21 protein-coding genes are annotated in these 19,935 nt (G+C 67.2%); 16 read left to right on the top strand and 5 right to left on the bottom strand.

What is annotated here, in order from left to right; translation table 11 throughout:
• Positions 1 to 86: 86 nt before the first annotated feature.
• Complete coding sequence (aroB, locus tag H7J93_RS04375) at positions 87 to 1,169, top strand: 3-dehydroquinate synthase (RefSeq protein ID WP_267305075.1); 1,083 nt, start codon at positions 87 to 89, stop codon at positions 1,167 to 1,169.
• A gap of 2 nt (positions 1,170 to 1,171) precedes the next feature.
• On the top strand, positions 1,172 to 1,603 hold the full coding sequence (aroQ, locus tag H7J93_RS04380) for a type II 3-dehydroquinate dehydratase (RefSeq protein ID WP_267305076.1): 432 nt from the start codon (positions 1,172 to 1,174) through the stop codon (positions 1,601 to 1,603).
• Here aroQ and H7J93_RS04385 read toward each other — a convergent pair.
• Together H7J93_RS04385 and H7J93_RS04390 are read right to left on the bottom strand one after the other, a co-directional pair.
• Positions 1,539 to 2,474 carry a hypothetical protein gene (locus H7J93_RS04385; RefSeq protein ID WP_267305077.1) on the bottom strand — a complete coding sequence of 312 codons (936 nt, stop codon included), beginning with the start codon at positions 2,472 to 2,474 and terminating at the stop codon, positions 1,539 to 1,541. The two genes, aroQ and H7J93_RS04385, sit on opposite strands and share 65 nt — an antisense overlap.
• A 42-nt stretch (positions 2,475 to 2,516) precedes the next feature.
• On the bottom strand, positions 2,517 to 3,068 hold the full coding sequence (locus H7J93_RS04390; protein WP_267305078.1) for a B-4DMT family transporter: 552 nt from the start codon (positions 3,066 to 3,068) through the stop codon (positions 2,517 to 2,519).
• Between the two features lie 33 nt (positions 3,069 to 3,101).
• Here H7J93_RS04390 and H7J93_RS04395 point away from each other — a divergent pair, with 33 nt between their 5' ends.
• Genes H7J93_RS04395 through H7J93_RS04410 form a run of 4 tightly spaced genes read left to right on the top strand, consistent with a single transcriptional unit; the run spans position 3,102 to position 5,834 of the window.
• Positions 3,102 to 4,196 (top strand): M24 family metallopeptidase, encoded by a 1,095-nt coding sequence (locus tag H7J93_RS04395; RefSeq protein WP_267305079.1) that lies wholly within the window; start codon positions 3,102 to 3,104, stop codon positions 4,194 to 4,196.
• An 18-nt stretch (positions 4,197 to 4,214) separates the two neighbouring features.
• Complete coding sequence (efp, locus tag H7J93_RS04400) at positions 4,215 to 4,778, top strand: elongation factor P (RefSeq protein WP_267305080.1); 564 nt, start codon at positions 4,215 to 4,217, stop codon at positions 4,776 to 4,778.
• A complete protein-coding gene (gene nusB, locus H7J93_RS04405) occupies positions 4,771 to 5,280 on the top strand; it encodes a transcription antitermination factor NusB (RefSeq protein ID WP_267305081.1) in 510 nt (169 codons plus the stop codon). The genes efp and nusB overlap by 8 nt, the downstream gene beginning before the upstream one ends.
• The gene (locus H7J93_RS04410; RefSeq protein WP_267305082.1) at positions 5,280 to 5,834 is read left to right on the top strand and encodes a hypothetical protein; all 555 of its coding nucleotides are present in this window, start codon (positions 5,280 to 5,282) and stop codon (positions 5,832 to 5,834) included. The genes nusB and H7J93_RS04410 overlap by 1 nt, the downstream gene beginning before the upstream one ends.
• Position 5,835: 1 nt before the next feature.
• On the opposite strand, the gene H7J93_RS04415 is transcribed toward H7J93_RS04410, so the two are convergent.
• Positions 5,836 to 7,053, bottom strand: coding sequence for an FAD-dependent monooxygenase (locus tag H7J93_RS04415; RefSeq protein ID WP_267305083.1), 1,218 nt, complete (start codon positions 7,051 to 7,053; stop codon positions 5,836 to 5,838).
• 16 nt (positions 7,054 to 7,069) lie between these two features.
• On the bottom strand, positions 7,070 to 8,275 hold the full coding sequence (locus H7J93_RS04420) for a serine hydrolase domain-containing protein (RefSeq protein WP_267305084.1): 1,206 nt from the start codon (positions 8,273 to 8,275) through the stop codon (positions 7,070 to 7,072).
• Positions 8,276 to 8,409: 134 nt separating this feature from the next.
• Between H7J93_RS04420 and pyrR the strand changes: the two genes are divergently transcribed.
• From pyrR to pyrF, 7 genes are read left to right on the top strand one after another with little or no spacing between them, the layout of a single operon-like run.
• Complete coding sequence (gene pyrR / locus H7J93_RS04425; protein WP_267305085.1) at positions 8,410 to 8,982, top strand: bifunctional pyr operon transcriptional regulator/uracil phosphoribosyltransferase PyrR; 573 nt, start codon at positions 8,410 to 8,412, stop codon at positions 8,980 to 8,982.
• Positions 8,979 to 9,926 (top strand): aspartate carbamoyltransferase catalytic subunit, encoded by a 948-nt coding sequence (locus H7J93_RS04430; RefSeq protein ID WP_267305086.1) that lies wholly within the window; start codon positions 8,979 to 8,981, stop codon positions 9,924 to 9,926. The genes pyrR and H7J93_RS04430 overlap by 4 nt, the downstream gene beginning before the upstream one ends.
• Positions 9,923 to 11,215: a dihydroorotase gene (locus tag H7J93_RS04435; protein WP_267305087.1), complete on the top strand. Its 1,293-nt coding sequence runs from the start codon at positions 9,923 to 9,925 to the stop codon at positions 11,213 to 11,215. Before H7J93_RS04430 ends, H7J93_RS04435 begins: the two co-directional genes overlap by 4 nt.
• Entirely contained in the window at positions 11,212 to 11,709 is a 498-nt protein-coding gene (locus tag H7J93_RS04440) for a PH-like domain-containing protein (RefSeq protein ID WP_267305088.1), read from the top strand. The genes H7J93_RS04435 and H7J93_RS04440 overlap by 4 nt, the downstream gene beginning before the upstream one ends.
• Positions 11,706 to 12,824, top strand: a complete 1,119-nt coding sequence (gene carA, locus H7J93_RS04445; RefSeq protein WP_267305089.1) for a glutamine-hydrolyzing carbamoyl-phosphate synthase small subunit — start codon at positions 11,706 to 11,708, stop codon at positions 12,822 to 12,824. The genes H7J93_RS04440 and carA overlap by 4 nt, the downstream gene beginning before the upstream one ends.
• Complete coding sequence (gene carB / locus H7J93_RS04450; protein WP_267305090.1) at positions 12,824 to 16,162, top strand: carbamoyl-phosphate synthase large subunit; 3,339 nt, start codon at positions 12,824 to 12,826, stop codon at positions 16,160 to 16,162. Before carA ends, carB begins: the two co-directional genes overlap by 1 nt.
• Positions 16,159 to 16,971, top strand: coding sequence for an orotidine-5'-phosphate decarboxylase (pyrF, locus tag H7J93_RS04455; protein WP_267305091.1), 813 nt, complete (start codon positions 16,159 to 16,161; stop codon positions 16,969 to 16,971). Before carB ends, pyrF begins: the two co-directional genes overlap by 4 nt.
• A 3-nt stretch (positions 16,972 to 16,974) precedes the next feature.
• Here the strand turns inward: pyrF and H7J93_RS04460 are convergent, their stop codons facing one another.
• Entirely contained in the window at positions 16,975 to 18,039 is a 1,065-nt protein-coding gene (locus tag H7J93_RS04460; RefSeq protein WP_267305092.1) for a DUF2330 domain-containing protein, read from the bottom strand.
• 567 nt (positions 18,040 to 18,606) lie between these two features.
• Between H7J93_RS04460 and mihF the strand changes: the two genes are divergently transcribed.
• From mihF to rpoZ, 3 genes are all read left to right on the top strand, one after another.
• Positions 18,607 to 18,921, top strand: a complete 315-nt coding sequence (mihF, locus tag H7J93_RS04465; protein WP_014213586.1) for an integration host factor, actinobacterial type — start codon at positions 18,607 to 18,609, stop codon at positions 18,919 to 18,921.
• A 15-nt stretch (positions 18,922 to 18,936) separates the two neighbouring features.
• Positions 18,937 to 19,512: a guanylate kinase gene (gmk, locus tag H7J93_RS04470; protein ID WP_267305093.1), complete on the top strand. Its 576-nt coding sequence runs from the start codon at positions 18,937 to 18,939 to the stop codon at positions 19,510 to 19,512.
• A gap of 83 nt (positions 19,513 to 19,595) precedes the next feature.
• The gene (gene rpoZ / locus H7J93_RS04475) at positions 19,596 to 19,910 is read left to right on the top strand and encodes a DNA-directed RNA polymerase subunit omega (RefSeq protein ID WP_267305094.1); all 315 of its coding nucleotides are present in this window, start codon (positions 19,596 to 19,598) and stop codon (positions 19,908 to 19,910) included.
• The last annotated feature ends 25 nt before the right edge of the window (positions 19,911 to 19,935 follow it).

Raw genomic sequence — 19,935 nt, forward strand, 5'->3', positions numbered from 1 at the left:
CCGGACCCCCACGACGCTGACCGCGGCACCGAACACCGACGCGCCCCCGTCGCCCGCGGAACTGGCGGCCAAGAAAGCGGGTCCCCATGGCTGAACCGGTAACCGTTGAGGTCCTTGTGGATCCGCCGTATCCGGTGATCATCGGCACCGGATTGCTCTCCGAGCTGGAACGCAGCCTCGCCGGCAGGCACAAAGTCGCCATCCTGCATCAGCCGGCGCTCGCGCAGACCGCCGAGGCCATTCGGAACACCCTGGCGGACAAGGGTATCGACGCACATCGCATCGAGATTCCGGACGCCGAGAAGGGCAAGGATCTTCCGGTCGTCGGCTTCATCTGGGAAGTCTTGGGCCGCATCGGTGTTGGCCGCAAGGATGCGATCGTCAGCCTCGGCGGCGGGGCCGCCACCGACGTCGCCGGTTTCGCCGCCGCGACGTGGCTGCGCGGCATCGACATCGTGCACGTGCCCACCACCCTGCTGGGCATGGTCGACGCCGCGGTCGGCGGAAAGACCGGGATCAACACCGACGCGGGCAAGAACCTCGTCGGTGCGTTCCATCAGCCGGCCGCCGTGCTCGTCGACATCGCGACGCTGGAGACGTTGCCGCGCAACGAACTTGTCGCAGGAATGGCCGAGATCGTGAAGGCGGGTTTCATCGCCGACCCAGTCATCCTCGACCTGATCGAAGCCGATCCCGAGGCCGCGGTGGACCCGAAGGACACCGTGCTGCCCGAGCTGATCCGGCGCTCGATCGCCGTCAAGGCAGAGGTCGTCGCGGCCGACGAGAAAGAGTCGCAGCTGCGCGAGATCCTCAACTACGGCCACACCCTCGCCCACGCGATCGAGCGCAGGGAGCGCTACGAATGGCGCCATGGCGCAGCGGTGTCCGTCGGGTTGGTGTTCGCCGCCGAGCTCGGCCGACTGGCGGGCCGGCTGGATGATGACACCGCGGACCGTCATCGCAGTGTTCTTACGGCACTTGGGCTTCCGGTCGAATATGACGCCGACGCGCTGCCGCAGTTGCTGGAGTACATGGCGGGCGACAAGAAGACCCGCGCCGGGGTGCTGCGTTTCGTGGTGCTCGACGGCCTGGGCAAGCCCGGACGCCTCGAGGGACCGGATCCGTCGCTGCTGGCGGCGGCGTACTCGGTGATCGGAAAGGTGACCTAGCGATGACGACCGTGCTGGTTCTCAACGGGCCCAACCTCGGCCGGCTCGGCAAGCGTGAGCCGGAGGTCTACGGCAGCACGACCTACGAGGATCTGGTGGCGCTGATCGAAAGCGAAGCCGAGGACCTCGGTCTCACCGCGGTGGTGCGGCAGAGCGACAGCGAAGCGGAACTGCTGAACTTCATCCACGCCGCCGCCGACGCAGGCGATCCCGTCATCCTCAACGCCGGTGCGCTGACCCACACCTCGATCGCACTGCGCGACGCATGCGCCGAACTGACCGGCCCGCTGATCGAGGTGCACATCTCGAATGTGCACAAGCGCGAGGAGTTTCGGCACCACTCCTACATCAGCGCGGTGGCGTCCGGAGTCATCGTCGGCCTCGGCGTGCAGGGCTACGTCCTGGCCCTGCGCTACCTCGCCAGCCTCGGATAGAGATGCGCTCGTCGGTGCTCGCCACCGAGTAGCAGATCGCGGTCGACACGACCGTCGGCAGCACAAAGGTGAGGATCAGGACGAACACGACGAGCCCGAGGTTCGGATCGATCAGCCACGGCTTGGGGAATCGGGCCAGACTCATCGCCAGCCAGGACGCGACGATCGCGAGGCCGAGGGTGCTCACGGTGGCGACCTTGATGGACCGTAGCGCCAGCCGCGTCGGCTCGTCCGGGTCGGCCAGTGACTTGCGCAGGGTCCTCGTTCGCACGTACACCAGGACGAAATTCACGAAGATGATCACCGCGGCGCTCGTGACGATCAGGCCGGTGACCCATATCTCGGGGCGACGGCCGTACATGAAATGCAAGTAGTCGACCGATGTTTCGGACAGAATCAGCGTGGCCGCCATCGTCGCGGCGAACGTCAGCCAGCCCCCGAGGTCGGCGAGGAAGCTGTAGGCGCCGGCGTCCTCGGCCTCCTCTTCCGAAATCTTCCTGACGGCGTGACTGGCGAGCATCCAGCCCAGGCCCCCGAACAACGCGACCGCGCCCGCGGCGAGCATCCCCGTCGACACGGCGCCCTGAGTCCACGCGATCGCGCAGATCCCTCGCCGGTCGCCGTCGGAGGGCACCTGGGTGCCGGTGATCAAGCTGAACAGGAAGCTGTCCAGCATGAGGATCAGCACCGCGGAGGAGAACAGCGCAAGCGTGTGCACGCTTTCGCGGCTGTTCCTGTCCATCAGTAGGGCGATCGCAGTGATCAGAAACCCGCCGAGGACACCGGCGAACTGGGAATGTGACGCCGCTGATGTCAGCGCGCTCCACTGGTCGGACGTACAGAATTCGTCGGGGTTCATGTCGGGATTCATGAGGCCCGATGCTCAGGTGCGCGACGTCAGGAGGCGGCGGATCTAGTTTTCGCGGTTGCCTTCGGTCGTCTCGTACTCGACCGTCTGGTCGCCGTCTGACTGCCGGACGGCGGCGAACACATCCGTGTCGGCTCGCTCGTCGTCATACGCATGGCCGTGGTGGGGGACCTCGGGCGCCTTACGGTCGACCAGATAGCGGCCGAGCGCGACGCCCGCGAGAGCCATCAGGAACGTCAGCAGCGCGGTGAACGCGGCGAACGTCGTCAGCTCGTTGATCAGGCCCTCGACGTAGAGGCTCTTGTAGAAGAGGTGGATGAACCAGGCGACGGCGCCGCTGACGATGCCGGCGAACAGACCGGCCAGCAGCCATGTCATCGCCAGGTCGCCGCGGCGGTCGGGATCCGGGTTGGCGCGAGCGTCGGCGCGGCCGTCGGCCAGTCCCCACAAAAAGACCGCGATGGCGTAGAGCGCCACGAGAATGATGCTGATCAGCCCGGCCCTGGTCTCCCAGGTGTTGATCAACGCCCCCTGCAGCAGTCGCACGATGACCATCAGGGCCGCGAACACCAGTCCGCGCAGCAACCACTTACTCATGGGGCCTCACCTTAGCGAGTAGGTTCATCAACCGTGACTATTTCACAGCGTCGGGAGCGGCTCCGTCAGCGGCTTGTCGACGCCGATCTCGATGCGATGTTGGTGTCGGACCTGGTCAACGTCCGATATCTCTCGGGGTTCACGGGGTCGAACGCTGCGCTGCTGATCCGCGCGGAGGACCCGACACCCGTGCTCGCCACCGACGGGCGGTACCGCACCCAGGCCGCGCAGCAGGCACCCGACGCCGAGCTCGTCATCGAGCGGGCCTGCGGACCGCATCTGGTCGCCCGCGCGGCGGCAGACGGCGTTCTGCGGTTGGGCTTCGAGAGCAACGTGGTGACCGTCGACGCCTTCAGCGCGCTGACCAAGGCCGCCGGTGATCGGACCGAACTGGTCCGCGCCTCCGGCACGGTGGAGGCGTTGCGTGAGGTCAAGGACGCCGGCGAGATCGCGCTGCTGCGGTTGGCCTGCGAGGCCGCCGACGCGGCCCTGCACGACCTGGTGGAGCGAGGCGGGCTGCGGCCGGGACGTACCGAAAAAGAGGTGGGCCGCGAACTCGAGGCGCTGATGCTCGATCACGGTGCCGACGGCGTCTCGTTCGAGACGATCGTGGCGGCCGGGCCCAACTCGGCGATTCCCCACCATCGACCCACCGATGCGGTGTTGGCCGCCGGGGACTTCGTCAAGATCGACTTCGGCGCGCTGGTGTGCGGCTACCACTCCGATATGACGCGCACATTCGTGCTCTCGCCTGCCGCGCAGTGGCAGATCGACATCTATGACCTGGTGGCGACCGCTCAGCGCGCGGGCAGGGAGGCGTTGGCGCCCGGGGCCTCGCTCAAGGACGTCGACGCGGCGTCGCGACAGATCATCGCCGACGCGGGATATGCCGAGAACTTCAGTCACGGCCTGGGGCACGGTGTCGGTTTGCAGATTCATGAAGCGCCGGGAATCAGCGCGTCATCCGCCGGTACACTGCTTGCTGGCTCTGCGGTGACCGTGGAACCCGGTGTCTATCTGCCAGACCGCGGCGGTGTCCGAATCGAGGACACGCTGGTCGTCGGTAGTGACTCGCACCCGAACCCTGACTTACTCACCCGGTTCCCCAAGGAACTGGCGATCCTCTGAACAGGAGAACAACCGACCGTGGCATCGACCGCCGACTTCAAGAACGGGCTCGTCCTTCAGATTGACGGCCAACTGTGGCAGATCGTGGAATTCCAGCACGTCAAGCCCGGTAAAGGCCCGGCCTTCGTTCGGACCAAGCTCAAGAACGTGATCTCGGGCAAGGTCGTCGACAAGACCTACAACGCGGGCGTCAAGGTCGAGACCGCGACCGTCGACCGCCGCGATGCCACCTATCTGTACCGCGACGGCTCCGACTTCGTGTTCATGGACTCCGAGGATTACGAGCAGCATGCGCTGCCGGAGTCGTTGGTGGGCGACGCCGCCAAGTTCCTGCTCGAGAGCCTGCCGGTGCAGATCGCGTTCCACAACGGCACGCCGCTGTACCTGGAGTTGCCGGTCACCGTCGAGCTCGAGGTCACTCACACCGAGCCCGGCCTGCAGGGCGACCGTTCCAACGCAGGCACCAAGCCGGCCACCGTGGAGACCGGCGCCGAGATTCAGGTGCCGTTGTTCATCAACACCGGCGACAAGCTGAAGGTCGATTCGCGCGATGGCAGCTACCTGGGAAGGGTGAATGCCTAATCCCCGGGGCGACGGGAAGAACCGTCGGCCCGACAAGGGCCGTCACCAGGCCCGCAAGCGGGCCGTCGACCTGCTCTTCGAGGCCGAGGCACGCGGGCTCACCGCCGCCGAGGTAGCGCACGCACGAAATGAGCTGGCGCAGAAGCAGTCCGACGTATCGCCGCTGAATCCGTACACGGTGACGGTCGCGCAGGGGGTGACCGATCACATCGCGCACATCGATGATCTGATTTCGGCTCACCTTCAGGGCTGGACACTGGACCGGCTGCCTGCCGTCGACCGGGCGGTCCTGCGGGTGGCGGTGTGGGAACTGTTGCACGCTGACGACGTTCCCGAACCCGTCGCTGTCGACGAAGCCGTCGAATTGGCCAAACAGTTGTCCACCGACGACTCACCTGGTTTCGTCAACGGCGTGCTGGGCCAGGTGATGTTGGTGACCCCGCAGATTCGGGCTGCCGCCCAAGCGGTGCGGGGGGCCGGTGATTCAGGCGCGGACACCTGATGGGAGTGCCGCAGGATTGGGCCCCGTACTCGAACCTCGACGAGGCGGCCAAGGTCTACTTGCGCGATCCCGAGCTGGCGCTGGACCAATTGCGTTCAGTGATCGGCTTTCCCGAAATCAAGTCGTTCGTCATGTCGCGGGGCACCAGCGAGGGCTCCTGGGGCGACTCCGACGAGAATCCGCTGTGGCAGGAGATCGTGCTCACCGACGGCCACCGGCTGATCATCTGGCGCGCTGACGACGAGACCTCGACCGTCGACGACCGTGAGCGCCGGGTACTGAACGCCGCGGTCCGCACCATCCTGTTGTCGACGATCACCGACCACGTGCTCACCACCGAATACGAGGTATTCGACGACGGCACCCGCCGGCTCTCCGAGGTCCGGCTGCGGATGTACACCCAACTCATCACGCGGTCTCGCCAGAAGTCGGTCACCGAGACCGACATCTTCTGCGAGTCGTTTCGCTACTACAAGTCCGTCGACAACGGCGGTCTGGCGCAAATGCAGCGGCTGCTGCAGTTCGGTCGCGTGCTCTCGCGCAGTATGCAGTGACTCACCGGTCGGCTGACGCGTAGTCCGGCAAGTCGATCGAGTCTGCAGTCTTGAACCAGAGCCTGGCGGCCACCGGCCGGAACGGCCAGCGCTGCATCCACTTCATCACGAACGCGTTGGCCGCGATATCGGACGCCGTCTTGGGGGCGTACCGGTCGATGGAGTTGGGCAGATCCTGGCATTTGTCGACATACGGCCGCATGACCGTCTCGTACCGCGCCAGCTTCTTCGAAAGCTGTTCGGCTTCAAACGAATCCGCGGGTCCGAGCTCACCGGCGAGAATGTAGGCGCCGACTAGCGCCAGGCTGGTTCCCATCCCGGACAGCGGCGACGCGCAGTAACCCGCGTCACCCACCAGCGTGACGCATCCCGACGACCAGGTCGGCATGTGCACCTGGGCGAAGGAGTCGAAGTAGAAGTCGTCGGCCTCCTTCGCCGCGGCCAGCAGGGCGTCGCATTCCCACCCCGCGCCCGCGAAACGTTCGGCGAGGATTTGGCGCTGTTCGTCGAGGTTGTGCCGGTCGTAGACGATGGGTTCGGATTGAAACGCCAAGCCCGCCTTGGCGATCGAAGGATCATGCGACGGCCGCATCGAGGCATTCAGGCCGCCGGGCGCCTGATAGAGCAGATACCAGCCGTCCAGGCCGACGGTGTCAGGAGCCGAGAACCAGGCGTTGTAACCGCCGATGGGCTTGACGAACTGCTCCTCGGGTCCGAAGACCAACCGCCGCACGCCCGAGTGCGGGCCGTCGGCGCCGACGACGAGGTCGGCCTGCAGCACGGTGCCGTCGGCGAGCGTGACCTCGGCGCCGTCTCCGTTCTGCGTCACATTCGAAACGCTGGTTCCGAAGCGGTATTCGGTGGTGTCCTTGGTGGTTTGGTACAGCACGTCGACGAGATCGCCGCGCAGAATCTCCAGTTTGGACACCAGACCGTTGCCGTCGAACGCTGTCACCGGCATCTCGGCGCGCCTGCTGCCGTCGGAGCGGACCCATGCCGCGCCGCGTTGTTCCAGGGCCCGGTCGCGCATCTGGTCGATCAGGCCCATGCGCTCGACGACGTCGCCGCCGGCGCCGCGCAGGTCGACCGTCTGTCCGCCGGGCCGGATGCCGGGTCCGATCTCCACCACGATGACCCGGTATCCGTTGCGCGACAGCCAGAACGCCAACGTGGGCCCGGCAATTCCGGCGCCGCTGATCACCACCGTCCGTTGTGTCATGGCGTCACCGTAGCGGCTAGATGTCGAGAGCCTGGTAGGTTCGCCGGACGAATTTGGGCTGGGCGCTTTGCAGTTTCGCCAGCGAGGTGTTGCCCGCGATGGCCGCTGCCGCGTCGACGCTCAGGTCGGGGAGGTTCTGGATCAGGTAGATGAGAATGAGATCGGCGCTCGGATCCGCCTGCCACCAGGTGCCGTACGCGCCCGGCCAGCCGAAGGTGCCGACACCGCCGGGACCGAACAGTTGCCGCGATTTGGCCGGGTCGGTGACGACCGAGAGGTTGAGTCCGAAACCCCTGCCGACCCAGAACGGTGCCCCGAGAAACTGGTGCCGCTTCTGTTCGTCGGTCAATCGATCGGTGCGCATCTGTCGCACGGACTGTTCCGACAGCACGCGCACACCGTCGAGAGTGCCGCCCGCCAGCAGCATCCGGGCGAATTTGAGGTAGTCGTCGACGGTCGACCACAGCCCGCCGCCGCCCATGCAGAACGGGGGATCGGTGATCGGGGCGGGGCCCATCACGTCGTGCTGGAGCGTCATGTCCGCGTCGAGTTTGTACATCGTCGCGGCGCGACGCCGCCCTGCGACGCCGACCGAGAAGCCGGTGTCGGTCATTCCCAGCGGATCGAAGATCCGCTCGGACAGCACGTCGGCCAACGACTTGCCCTCGATCCGGGACAGCGCGATGCCGAGCACATCGGTGGAGTGGCTGTAGGTGAGGCGGTCACCGGGCTGGTGCACCAGCGGCAGTGTCGCCAGTTCCGCGAGCCAGCGGTCCTGGTCCTGTCGCACGGACATCCGGCCGTACGCCTTACTCAGCGGACCGGCGATGAAGAAGGGGTAGGCCAGACCGGCGCGGTGGGTCATCAGATCCTCGATCGTGATCTGGCGCTGGGCCGGCGTCGTCTTGTCGAGCGGGCCGAGCGGATCGACGAGGACCCGCATGTCCGACAGCTCGGGCAGCCACGCCGCCACGGGGTCGGTCAAGGCGAGCTTGCCTTCCTCCACCATGCTCATCGCGGCGGCGATGGTGACGGGTTTGGTCATGGAGGCGATGCGGAAGATGGTTTCGCGGTCCATCGGCACGCCCGCGTCGACGTCCCGGTATCCGAGTTCGTTGACCTGCAGGACCTCGCCGCCCCGGTACACCAGGGTGACGGCGCCTGCGAGCAGTCCGTGGTCGATGGCCTCTTGGATGGACGCGTGGTTTCCGTCGAGCTTCATCGGCGTCAGCGTACTGAAGCGCGAGGTCGATCGGTGTCGCGTGTAGCGGGTCCCGCGCCTGGTGCTAAGCTCGCCGCAGTTTCGACGTCCTTTAAAGAGCCGTCCAGAGAGGCGGAGAAGGAGGTCAGGGTCACTTGGGCGCGCCTGGCACCGACCGGGAACTGATGTCCGCAGCGGACGTCAGCCGGACCATCTCCCGCATTGCCCATCAGATCATCGAGAAGACCGCCCTCGACGGTCCTGATGCCCCGCGCGTGATCCTGCTCGGCATCCCCACCCGCGGCGTCACGCTGGCCGCCCGGCTCGCGGAGAAGATCAAGGAGTTCTCCGGCGTCACGGTTGCGCGGGGCGCACTGGACATCACGCTGTACCGCGACGATCTCGACAGCAAGCCACCGCGGCCGCTGGAGGACACCTCGATCCCTGAGGGCGGCATCGACGGCGCCCTCGTGATCCTGGTCGACGACGTGCTCTACACCGGTCGCTCCGTCCGCTCGGCGCTCGACGCGTTGCGGGACATCGGCAGGCCGCGCGCCGTCCAACTCGCCGTCCTGGTCGACCGCGGCCACCGCGAGTTGCCGCTGCGGGCGGATTACGTCGGCAAGAACGTGCCGACGTCGCGCAGTGAGAACGTCAAGGTGCGGCTCACCGAGGACGACGAAATCGAGGGGATCTGGATCGCACCGCAGGGAGGCCCGCCACGATGAAGCACCTGCTCTCGGCAGCCGATCTGTCGCGCGAAGACGCGGTGGCGATCCTCGACAACGCCGACCGGTTCAGCCAGGCGCTGCTGGGCCGTGAGGTCAAGAAGCTCCCGACGCTGCGCGGCCGCACCATCATCACGATGTTCTACGAGAACTCCACCCGTACCCGGGTGTCGTTCGAGGTGGCGGGCAAGTGGATGAGCGCGGACGTCATCAACGTCAGCGCCTCGGGATCCTCTGTCTCCAAGGGTGAGTCGCTTCGCGACACCGCGCTCACCCTGCGCGCCGCGGGCGCCGACGCGCTGATCATCCGTCACCCCGCGTCGGGGGCGGCTCAGCAGCTTGCGGAATGGACGGTCACCGAACACGGCGGCCCCGCGGTCATCAACGCCGGCGACGGCACCCACGAGCACCCGACGCAGGCGCTGCTCGATGCGCTCACCATCCGCCAGCGGCTCGGCGACATCGAGGGCAAGCGCGTGGTCATCGTCGGCGACGTCCTGCACAGCCGTGTCGCGCGCTCCAACGTGCTGTTGCTCCACACGCTCGGTGCCGAGGTGGTGCTCGTCGCTCCGCCCACCCTGCTTCCGGTTGGGGTGGCCGACTGGCCGGTCACCGTCTCGCACGACCTCGACGCGGAACTGCCCATCGCCGACGCGGTGCTGATGCTGCGCGTGCAGGCCGAGCGGATGAACGGCGGGTTCTTCCCGTCCCCGCGCGAGTACTCGGTGCTCTACGGACTCTCGGAGAAACGGCAGGCCATGCTTCCCGGCAATGCGGTGGTGCTGCACCCCGGCCCGATGGTGCGCGGGATGGAGATCGCGTTCTCGGTCGCCGATTCCTCCCAATCAGCTGTGCTGCAACAGGTTTCCAACGGTGTGCATGTCCGAATGGCGGTTCTGTTCCACCTGCTGGTGGGCACTGAGCAGGAAGCGATCAGCGCATGACCGTCTTGATCCGCGGGGTGCGGCTCTACGGCGAGGGGGACCGCGTCGACGTCCTGGTGTCGGACGGGCAGATCGCCGACATCGGAGCAGGCCTCGCCGTGCCGGAGGACGCCGATGTGGTCGACGCCACCGGTCAAATCCTGCTGCCCGGTTTCGTCGACCTGCACACCCACCTGCGCGAACCCGGCCGCGAATACGCCGAGGACATCGAAACCGGCTCGGCTGCAGCGGCTTTGGGCGGATACACCGCGGTGTTCGCGATGGCCAACACCAATCCGGTCGCCGACAGCCCGGTTGTCACCGACCACGTCTGGCACCGCGGCCAGCAGGTCGGCCTCGTCGACGTCCATCCGGTCGGCGCCGTGACGATGGGGCTGGCCGGTACTCAGCTCACCGAGATGGGCATGATGGCCGCGGGCGCCGGCCAGGTCCGGATGTTCTCCGACGACGGCATCTGCGTGCACGATCCGCTGATCATGCGCCGCGCGCTCGAATACGCCACCGGCCTCGGGGTGCTCATCGCCCAGCACGCCGAGGAGCCACGGTTGACCGTCGGCGCCGTCGCCCATGAGGGACCCAACGCCGCGCGGCTGGGACTGGCGGGCTGGCCCCGCGCCGCCGAGGAATCCATCGTCGCCAGGGACGCGCTCCTGGCCCGCGACGCCGGAGCCCGCGTGCACATCTGCCACGCGTCCACTGCGGGCACCGTCGAGATCGTCAGATGGGCCAAGGAGCAAGGCATTTCGATCACCGCCGAGGTGACGCCGCACCATCTCCTGCTCGACGACGGACGGCTGGCCACCTACGACGGCCGCAACCGGGTGAACCCGCCGCTTCGTGAGGCGTCCGACGCCGAGGCGCTGCGCCAGGCACTCGCCGACGGCGTCGTCGACTGTGTGGCCACCGACCATGCTCCGCACGCCGAGCACGAGAAGTTCTGCGAGTTCTCCCTTGCCAGGCCGGGCATGCTGGGCTTGCAGACCGCACTGTCCGTCGTCGTGGAGACGATGGTGCGGCCCGGCCTGCTGACCTGGCGCGACGTGGCACGGGTGATGAGCGAGAAGCCCGCAGAGATCGTGGGACTGCCGGATCAGGGCCGTCCACTGGAGATCGGTGAGCCGGCCAACCTCACCGTCGTGGATCCCGACGCCACCTGGACGGTCGAGGGTTCGGCGCTGGCGAGCCGATCCGACAACACCCCCTACGAGTCGATGACGTTGCCCGCGACGGTGACGCTGACGTTGTTGCGCGGCAAGGTCACCGCCCGCGACGGTAAGAGCCCGGCATGAACACCGGAACCCTGGTCGGGTCGCTGATCATGGCGGTGGTGGTGGTCGTGCTCATCGCTGTCATCATCCAGGCGATGCTGCGCGGCTGGCGTCGCCGCGCGGAGCGTCAGGCCGAACTGATCGGCGCCCTGCCGCCCCTGCCCGACACCGTGGGACCGGCGATCATCCACGCCACCAAAGGCCTCTACGTCGGCAGCACGCTCGTGCCCAATTGGAACGATCGCGTCGCGGTCGGCGATCTCGGGTTCCGCCACAAGGCAGTCCTGACCCGTTACCCCGAAGGAATCATGTTGCAGCGCAATGGCGCAGGGCCGATCTGGATACCCGACGAATCGATCACCAGCATCCGAACGGAACGCGGCATCGCCGGCAAGGCGCTGACGCACGAGGGCATCCTGGCGATCAGGTGGCGCCTACCCTCGGGCACCGAGATCGACACGGGCTTCCGCGCCGACAATCGCGCCGCATACGAGCCCTGGCTGGAGGTGGCGTGAGCAAGGCAGTGCTGGTCCTCGAAGACGGCCGCATCTTCACCGGGACCGAGTTCGGGGCCGTCGGCCAGACGCTCGGCGAGGCGGTCTTCTCCACCGGCATGTCCGGTTACCAGGAGACGCTGACCGATCCGAGCTATCACGGCCAGATCGTGGTGGCCACCGCGCCGCAGATCGGCAACACCGGCTGGAATCAAGAGGACGCCGAGAGTCGCGGCGACAAAATCTGGGTGGCGGGCTACGCGGTGCGCGACCCGTCGCCACGGGCGTCGAACTGGCGCGCGACGGGGACTCTCGAGGACGAGCTCGTGCGGCAGGGCATCGTGGGGATCGCCGGGATCGACACCCGCGCCGTGGTGCGCCACCTGCGCAACGTCGGCTCGATGAAGGCCGGCGTCTTCTCCGGACCCGCCCTGGCGCATGCCGACGAACTGCTGGCACGGGTTCGGGCCCAGTCGTCGATGCTGGGTGCCAACCTGGCGGGCGAGGTAAGCACCGACTCCGGCTACATCGTCGAACCCGATGGGCCGCAACGCTTCACGGTCGCGGCCATCGACCTCGGCATCAAGACCAACACGCCACGCAACTTCGCCCGCCGCGGTATCCGCAGCCACGTCCTGCCGTCGTCGGTCACCTTCGATCAGATCGCCGACATCAAGCCCGACGGGGTGTTCCTGTCGAACGGTCCAGGCGATCCCGCCACCGCGGACCACATCGTCGGGGTGACGCGCGAAGTCCTCGGCGCGGGGATTCCGCTGTTCGGGATCTGCTTCGGCAACCAGATCCTCGGCCGCGCGCTGGGCCGGTCGACCTACAAGATGGTGTTCGGCCACCGCGGGATCAACGTGCCCGTCATCGACCACGCCACCGGACGCGTCGCGGTGACCGCGCAGAATCACGGCTTCGCACTCGAGGGCGAAGCCGGTGAGCGGTTCGACACCCCGTTCGGAACCGCGATCGTCAGTCACACCTGCGCCAACGACGGCGTCGTCGAGGGCATCAAACTGGTTGATGGGAGAGCCTTTTCGGTGCAGTACCACCCCGAGGCCGCCGCGGGCCCGCACGATGCGAACTACCTGTTCGACCAGTTCATCGACCTGATGGACGGGGGTCGCTGATGCCACGCCGCACTGATCTCAACCACGTGCTGGTGATCGGGTCCGGTCCGATCATCATCGGCCAGGCATGCGAGTTCGACTATTCGGGGACGCAGGCCTGCCGCGTGCTGCGCGCCGAGGGCCTCGAGGTGAGCCTCGTGAACTCGAACCCGGCGACGATCATGACCGACCCGGAGTTCGCCGACCACACCTACATCGAACCGATCACGCCGGAGTTCGTCGAACGCGTCATCGCACAACAGGCCGAGCGCGGCAACAAGATCGACGCGCTGCTGGCCACACTCGGCGGCCAGACCGCGCTGAACACCGCCGTCGCGCTGTACGAGAACGGGGCACTCGAGCGCTACGGCGTCGAGCTCATCGGTGCGGACTTCGAGGCGATTCAGCGGGGTGAGGACCGGCAGAAGTTCAAGGACATCGTCAGCAAGGTCGGCGGCGAATCCGCGCGGTCTCGCGTGTGTTTCACGATGGACGAGGTGCGCGCGACCGTCGCCGATCTGGGCCTGCCGGTGGTCGTGCGGCCGTCGTTCACAATGGGCGGCCTCGGCTCCGGTATGGCCTACTCGGCCGAGGACGTGGAGCGGATGGCCGGGGATGGACTCGCGGCTTCCCCGTCCGCGAATGTGCTGATCGAGGAATCGATCTTCGGCTGGAAGGAATTCGAGCTCGAGCTGATGCGCGACGGCCACGACAACGTGGTGGTGGTGTGCTCGATCGAGAACGTCGACCCGATGGGTGTGCACACCGGTGATTCGGTCACCGTCGCCCCGGCGATGACGCTGACCGACCGTGAGTACCAGAAGATGCGCAGCCTGGGTATCGACATCCTGCGGGAGGTCGGCGTCGACACCGGCGGCTGCAACATCCAGTTCGCCGTCAACCCGGTCGACGGCCGGCTCATCGTCATCGAGATGAACCCGCGGGTGTCGCGCTCGAGCGCGTTGGCCTCCAAGGCCACCGGTTTCCCGATCGCCAAGATCGCCGCCAAGCTGGCCATCGGCTACACGCTCGACGAGATCGTCAACGACATCACCAAGGAGACGCCGGCCTGCTTCGAGCCGACGCTGGACTATGTCGTGGTGAAAGCGCCGCGGTTCGCCTTCGAGAAGTTCCCCGGCGCCGATCCCACCCTGACGACGACGATGAAGTCCGTCGGCGAGGCGATGTCGTTGGGCCGCAACTTCATCGAGGCGCTCGGCAAGGTGATGCGCTCGCTGGAAACCAGTCGCGCCGGGTTCTGGACCAAACCCGATCCGGACGTCACCGTGGACGAGCTGCTCGAGCGGCTCGAGACGCCCACCGACGGGCGGCTGTACGACATCGAACTGGCGCTGCGCAAGGGTGCGAGCGTCGAGCGGGTCTCCGAGGCCTCCGGTGTCGATCCGTGGTTCGTCGAACAGATCGCCGGGCTGGTCACGCTGCGCGCCGAGCTGCTGGACGCCCCGGTGCTCGACGAAGCGCTGCTGCGGCGCAGCAAGTACCACGGCCTGTCCGACCGCCAAATCGCCGCCCTGCGCCCGGAACTGGCCGGCGAGATCGGGGTCCGCGCGCTGCGCACCCGACTGGGTATCCACCCGGTGTACAAGACCGTCGACACCTGTGCGGCCGAGTTCGAGGCCAAGACGCCCTACCACTACAGCAGCTACGAACTCGACCCCGCGGCGGAGACCGAGGTCGCGCCGCAGACCGAGAAGCCCAAGGTGCTGATCCTGGGTTCGGGGCCCAACCGCATCGGCCAGGGCATCGAGTTCGACTACAGCTGCGTGCACGCCGCCACCACGTTGAGCGACGCCGGTTTCGAGACGGTCATGGTCAACTGCAACCCGGAGACCGTCTCCACCGACTACGACACCGCTGACCGGCTGTACTTCGAACCGCTGACGTTCGAGGATGTGCTCGAGGTGTACTACGCCGAATCCGCTTCCGGTGCAGGCGGTCCGGGCGTCGTCGGGGTCATCGTCCAACTCGGCGGCCAGACCCCGCTGGGACTCGCCGAGCGGTTGGAGCAGGCGGGTGTGCCGATCGTCGGCACCAGCCCCAAGGCGATCGACCTGGCCGAGGACCGCGGGGCGTTCGGCGAGGTCCTCAACAACGCCGGCCTGCCCGCGCCGCGGTTCGGCACCGCGACGAGCTTCGAGCAGGCCCGCCGGATCGCCGCCGACATCGGGTATCCGGTGCTGGTCCGCCCGTCCTATGTGCTGGGTGGCCGGGGGATGGAAATCGTCTACGACGAGGAGACGCTGCAGGGCTACATCACCAGGGCCACCGAACTGACCCCCGAACATCCGGTGCTCGTGGACCGATTCCTCGAGGACGCCATCGAGATCGACGTCGACGCGCTGTGCGACGGCACCGAGGTGTACATCGGCGGCATCATGGAGCACATCGAGGAGGCCGGCATCCACTCCGGCGACTCGGCATGCGCATTGCCGCCGGTGACCCTGGGCCGCAGCGATATCGAGTCCGTCCGGCGTGCGACCGAGGCGATCGCGCACGGTATCGGGGTGGTGGGTCTACTCAACGTGCAGTACGCGTTGAAGGACGACGTGCTCTACGTGCTGGAGGCCAACCCGCGCGCCAGTCGCACCGTGCCGTTCGTCTCGAAGGCGACGGCTGTGCCGCTCGCAAAGGCCTGCGCGCGAGTCATGTTGGGCGCCAGCATCGCCCAGCTGCGCGAAGAGGGCATCCTGGCGCAGACCGGCGATGGCGCGGCGACCGCGCGCAACGCCCCGGTGGCCGTCAAGGAAGCGGTGCTGCCGTTCCATCGCTTCCGCAAGTCCGACGGGGCGCAGATCGATTCGCTGCTCGGCCCCGAAATGAAATCGACGGGCGAGGTCATGGGTATCGACCACGACTTCGGCAGCGCCTTCGCCAAGAGCCAGACCGCGGCCTACGGATCACTGCCCGCCGAGGGCACCGTCTTCGTCTCGGTGGCCAACCGGGACAAGCGCTCGCTGGTGTTCCCGGTGAAACGGCTCGCCGATCTGGGATTCCGGGTGCTGGCCACGGCGGGCACGGCGGAGATGTTGCGGCGCAACGGTATTCCATGCGACGAGGTTCGCAAGCACTTCGAGGAACCAGGAGACGGCCGGCCTGCCTCCTCCGCAGTGGACCTGATCCATTCCGGCGAAGTCGACATGGTCATAAACACCCCGTACGGCAACTCGGGTCCGCGCATCGACGGCTACGAGATCCGTTCGGCCGCAGTGTCGATGAACATCCCGTGCGTCACGACGGTGCAGGGCGCCTCGGCCGCAGTGCAGGGCATCGAGGCGGGAATCCGAGGGGACATCGGCGTGATGTCGCTGCAAGAGCTGCACAGCGTGCTGGGGCCGTGACCGGTTTCGGTACACGCCTGGCCGAGGCGGTCGAATCCCGTGGCCCGCTGTGCCCCGGTATCGATCCCCATCCCGAGCTGCTGAGCGCCTGGGGGTTGACCGTCGACGCCGATGGGTTGGCCCGGTTCTGCGAAACCTGCGTCGAGGCGTTCTCCGGCTTCGCCATCGTCAAACCGCAGGTGGCGTTCTTTGAGGCCTACGGCGCAGCGGGATACACGGTGCTGGAACACACGATTCGGGCGCTGCGGGACGCCGGGGTGTTGGTGCTGGCCGACGCCAAGCGCGGTGACATCGGCTCGACGATGGCCGCCTACGCCCAGGCGTGGGCGGGTGATTCTCCGTTGGCCGCCGACGCCGTCACCGCATCGCCGTATCTGGGGTTCGGGTCGCTGCAACCGCTGCTCGACACCGCGCACGCCAACAACCGCGGTGTCTTCGTTCTCGCCGCCACGTCCAACCCGGAGGGCGGCACCGTCCAGCGCGCCGCGACCGGGGGGCGGACCGTCGCGCAGGCGATCGTCGACGCGGCCGCCGCGGTCAACCGTGACCACCCGCCCGGCGCGGTCGGCGTCGTCGTCGGCGCGACGCTCGCGGAGCCGCCGGATGTCAGCGGCCTCGGCGGACCGGTTCTGGTTCCCGGTGTCGGGGCGCAGGGCGGTCGTCCAGAGGCGCTCGGAGGCCTCGGTGGCGCCCACCGCGGGCAGATCTTGCCCGCGGTGTCGCGTGAGGTGTTGCGCGCCGGACCAGGCGTCGATGCGGTGCGCGCAGCGGCGGAGAAGTTCCGCGACGCGGTCGCCTATCTGGTGTAGCCGCTACCGACGCGACGGTTTCTTGGGAAGAAGCCGCAGCAGCACCACGATCGCCACGATGCCGGCCGAGGCCAACGCGGCAAGCAGGATCCGCGCTGTCACTTCGCCCCGGTCGCGCGTGCGGTAGATGACCTGCTGGAAGGGCGTATCCGAGGCCGCCTGCTCGAATACGTAGTCACCCTCGATTGCCGACGGGTCGAGGATCGTGTTCTTCCAGCGCGTGAGGAATGCGCCATCGCCGACATAGTCGGCCAGCGCGGGGGAGTCGCCCGGTTCGAGGCGTCCGGCGAACTCCAGCGTCGGCTTGTCGGCGGCGACGGGAACCGCGGTCGGGTCCATCCGATGGTCGGCAAGCACGTACAGGTCGATGTACTGCGACACCGTCGCCGATCGCGACAGTCGCATCGGGTAGACGACGGTGTCGGAGGCGAACGACATGCGCAGCGGTTGAAGAGGTCCTGACAGCGAGCCGTCCGCTTCTGCCGGAATCAGTTGCACCGCAATGATTTCCCAGCCATCCTCGACGTACGGCGCCAGGTTCTCGTCGAGCCCGTCGGGATGGGGAAACCCGTTGTCCCGCAACCAATTCGCCAGCGCGGTGGGGTCATTGGCCGCCAGTCGAGTGACGTCGAACGGCCCCAGGCGTTGACGGCCGAGCACGTTGACCGCACCGCCGGGGGCACCTGCGGTCTCCGGTTCCGCCCCGGCCCAGACCAGCCACGGCAGAGTCGGCCACCACGAGTCGCGGTATTCGATGCGCGGCGCGGTCAGCTTGCCGAGCTCCTCGAACACCGCGGTGTCGCCGAGGGTGACATCGGCGGCCGACGGCACCGGCATCACCCACGCGGCCCGGTCCGAACTGCCCATCACCGACAGCGACATCAGGATGTCCTCGGTGGTGCCATCCCAGGCGATCAGTGCGCGCTCGTCGGCGATCGTCGAGCCGGGATTGTCGGGGACGTAGGCGCCGCAGCCGCAGGCCCAAGCCGGGCTCGCGATGCTGAACAGCACCGCCCCGGTCAACACGGCGAGCACCAGGGCGATCGACTGACAGGCGCGAGCGACCACGAGCACCTCCTCGCGGGAAATCCTAGGTTCGCGCTGGCTGCGATCAGATGCTTTGACCGCCGATGAAACCGCGGCAATTGAACACATGCGTCTCGCCAATAACTTTTGTCACACCAGCCCCGTCTGGCACGGCGAAAACAGGCCGCGACCTGGGCGTTTTTTGAATTCAACGGGACATCGAGGCGCGCAGTGTCTCGTCTACTGGCGTGCTCGGCGGCTGCGACACGCCCGACACGCGGTGACCAGGAAAAATCTTAGTTTTTGAGCTTTCGACGCCCTCCAGGTGTGGTCCAGGCCACATGGAAAGCCGCTTCATGAGCCGTGCGCCGGGGCTCGAAATGCCTTGATATGCAGGTAAATCCGGCGGCGGCCGAGCCGAAAGCGCGGCCGACGAGCCTGCTGTGAAGCGTCGGCGCGGAGCGCGCCTCCGCCTTACACGCTGGGCTTTTGACCCCGGAACCAGGGGGTGGGGTTCGCTTTCATCAGGTTGCGTGGGTACGGTCGTCGTCGCTGGCTGTTCTGCATCAGCCCAGACAAAATATTGAATGGTGAGAGACGGAGGAACCCGTGGCCCTTCCCCAGTTGACCGACGAACAGCGCGCGGCAGCGTTGGAGAAGGCTGCTGCCGCTCGTCGAGCGCGAGCTGAGCTCAAGGATCGGCTCAAGCGTGGCGGCACCAACCTCAAGCAGGTCCTCAAGGACGCCGAGTCCGACGAGGTCCTGGGCAAGATGAAGGTTTCTGCCCTGCTGGAAGCCCTGCCCAAGGTCGGCAAGGTCAAGGCGCAGGAGATCATGACCGAACTCGAGATCGCCCCCACCCGCCGCCTGCGCGGTCTGGGCGATCGCCAGCGCAAAGCGCTGCTGGAAAAGTTCGACCAGTAATCCCGGGCGCGTAAGTTGAGCGCCGGCCGGGGGGCCGGCCGGGTATTGGTGCTGTCCGGCCCCTCAGCCGTCGGGAAATCGAGCGTGGTCCGCTGCCTGCGTGAACGCATTCCCGACCTGCACTTCAGCGTGTCCGTCACCACCCGGGCCCCGCGTCCGGGCGAGGTCGACGGCGTCGACTATTCGTTTGTCAACCCCGAGCGGTTCCAAGAGCTGATCGATCGCGGCGCCCTCCTGGAGTGGGCCGAGATCCATGGCGGCCTGCACCGCTCCGGCACTCCCGCTGACCCCATCCGCGAGGCCACCCAGGCCGGTCGGCCCGTACTCATCGAGGTGGATCTGGCCGGGGCCCGCGCCGTCAAGAAGTCCATGCCGGAAGCCCTCACGGTGTTCCTCGCGCCGCCCAGCTGGGAGGCGTTGGAGAGCCGGCTGATCGGGCGCGGCACCGAAAGCCCAGAGGCGATGGCCCGTCGGCTTGCCACAGCGCGCGACGAACTGGCAGCTCAGGGCGACTTCGACGTCGTCGTCGTGAACAGCGAATTGGAGTCTGCGTGCTCCGAATTGGTATCCTTGCTGGTGGCCCACGGATAAACCCAGCGCCGGGGACGGTGCGATCAGGCCAAGATCTATCTCAGAGCCACCACATTTCACGCAAACCGCAGGAGATCTTCTACGTGAGCACCCCTCATGCCGACACCCAGCTGAGCGCTGTCGACGACCTCGAGTCCGGCGCCGGCGCCTACGACACGCCGCTGGGTATCACCAATCCGCCCATCGACGAGCTGCTCGACCGGGCGTCCAGCAAGTACGCGCTGGTGATCTACGCGGCCAAGCGCGCGCGGCAGATCAACGACTACTACAACCAACTCGGCGACGGCATCCTCGAGTACGTCGGCCCGCTGGTGGAGCCCGGCCTGCAGGAGAAGCCGCTGTCCATCGCGCTGCGCGAGATCCACGCAGACCTTCTCGAACACACCGAAGGCGAGTAGCGGAGGAGACCCGGTCGCGATGAGC

It is taken from the genome of Mycobacterium barrassiae (assembly GCF_025822765.1).
GTDB lineage: Bacteria > Actinomycetota > Actinomycetes > Mycobacteriales > Mycobacteriaceae > Mycobacterium > Mycobacterium barrassiae.

Coding starts and splice junctions, on each gene's coding strand:
- aroB (WP_267305075.1), top strand. CDS start 87: ATGGCTGAACCGGTAACCGTTGAGGTCCTTGTGGATCCGCCGTATCCG.
- aroQ (WP_267305076.1), top strand. CDS start 1,172: ATGACGACCGTGCTGGTTCTCAACGGGCCCAACCTCGGCCGGCTCGGC.
- H7J93_RS04385 (WP_267305077.1), bottom strand. CDS start 2,474: ATGAATCCCGACATGAACCCCGACGAATTCTGTACGTCCGACCAGTGG.
- H7J93_RS04390 (WP_267305078.1), bottom strand. CDS start 3,068: ATGAGTAAGTGGTTGCTGCGCGGACTGGTGTTCGCGGCCCTGATGGTC.
- nusB (WP_267305081.1), top strand. CDS start 4,771: ATGCCTAATCCCCGGGGCGACGGGAAGAACCGTCGGCCCGACAAGGGC.
- H7J93_RS04410 (WP_267305082.1), top strand. CDS start 5,280: ATGGGAGTGCCGCAGGATTGGGCCCCGTACTCGAACCTCGACGAGGCG.
- H7J93_RS04415 (WP_267305083.1), bottom strand. CDS start 7,053: ATGACACAACGGACGGTGGTGATCAGCGGCGCCGGAATTGCCGGGCCC.
- H7J93_RS04420 (WP_267305084.1), bottom strand. CDS start 8,275: ATGAAGCTCGACGGAAACCACGCGTCCATCCAAGAGGCCATCGACCAC.
- H7J93_RS04430 (WP_267305086.1), top strand. CDS start 8,979: ATGAAGCACCTGCTCTCGGCAGCCGATCTGTCGCGCGAAGACGCGGTG.
- H7J93_RS04435 (WP_267305087.1), top strand. CDS start 9,923: ATGACCGTCTTGATCCGCGGGGTGCGGCTCTACGGCGAGGGGGACCGC.
- H7J93_RS04440 (WP_267305088.1), top strand. CDS start 11,212: ATGAACACCGGAACCCTGGTCGGGTCGCTGATCATGGCGGTGGTGGTG.
- carB (WP_267305090.1), top strand. CDS start 12,824: ATGCCACGCCGCACTGATCTCAACCACGTGCTGGTGATCGGGTCCGGT.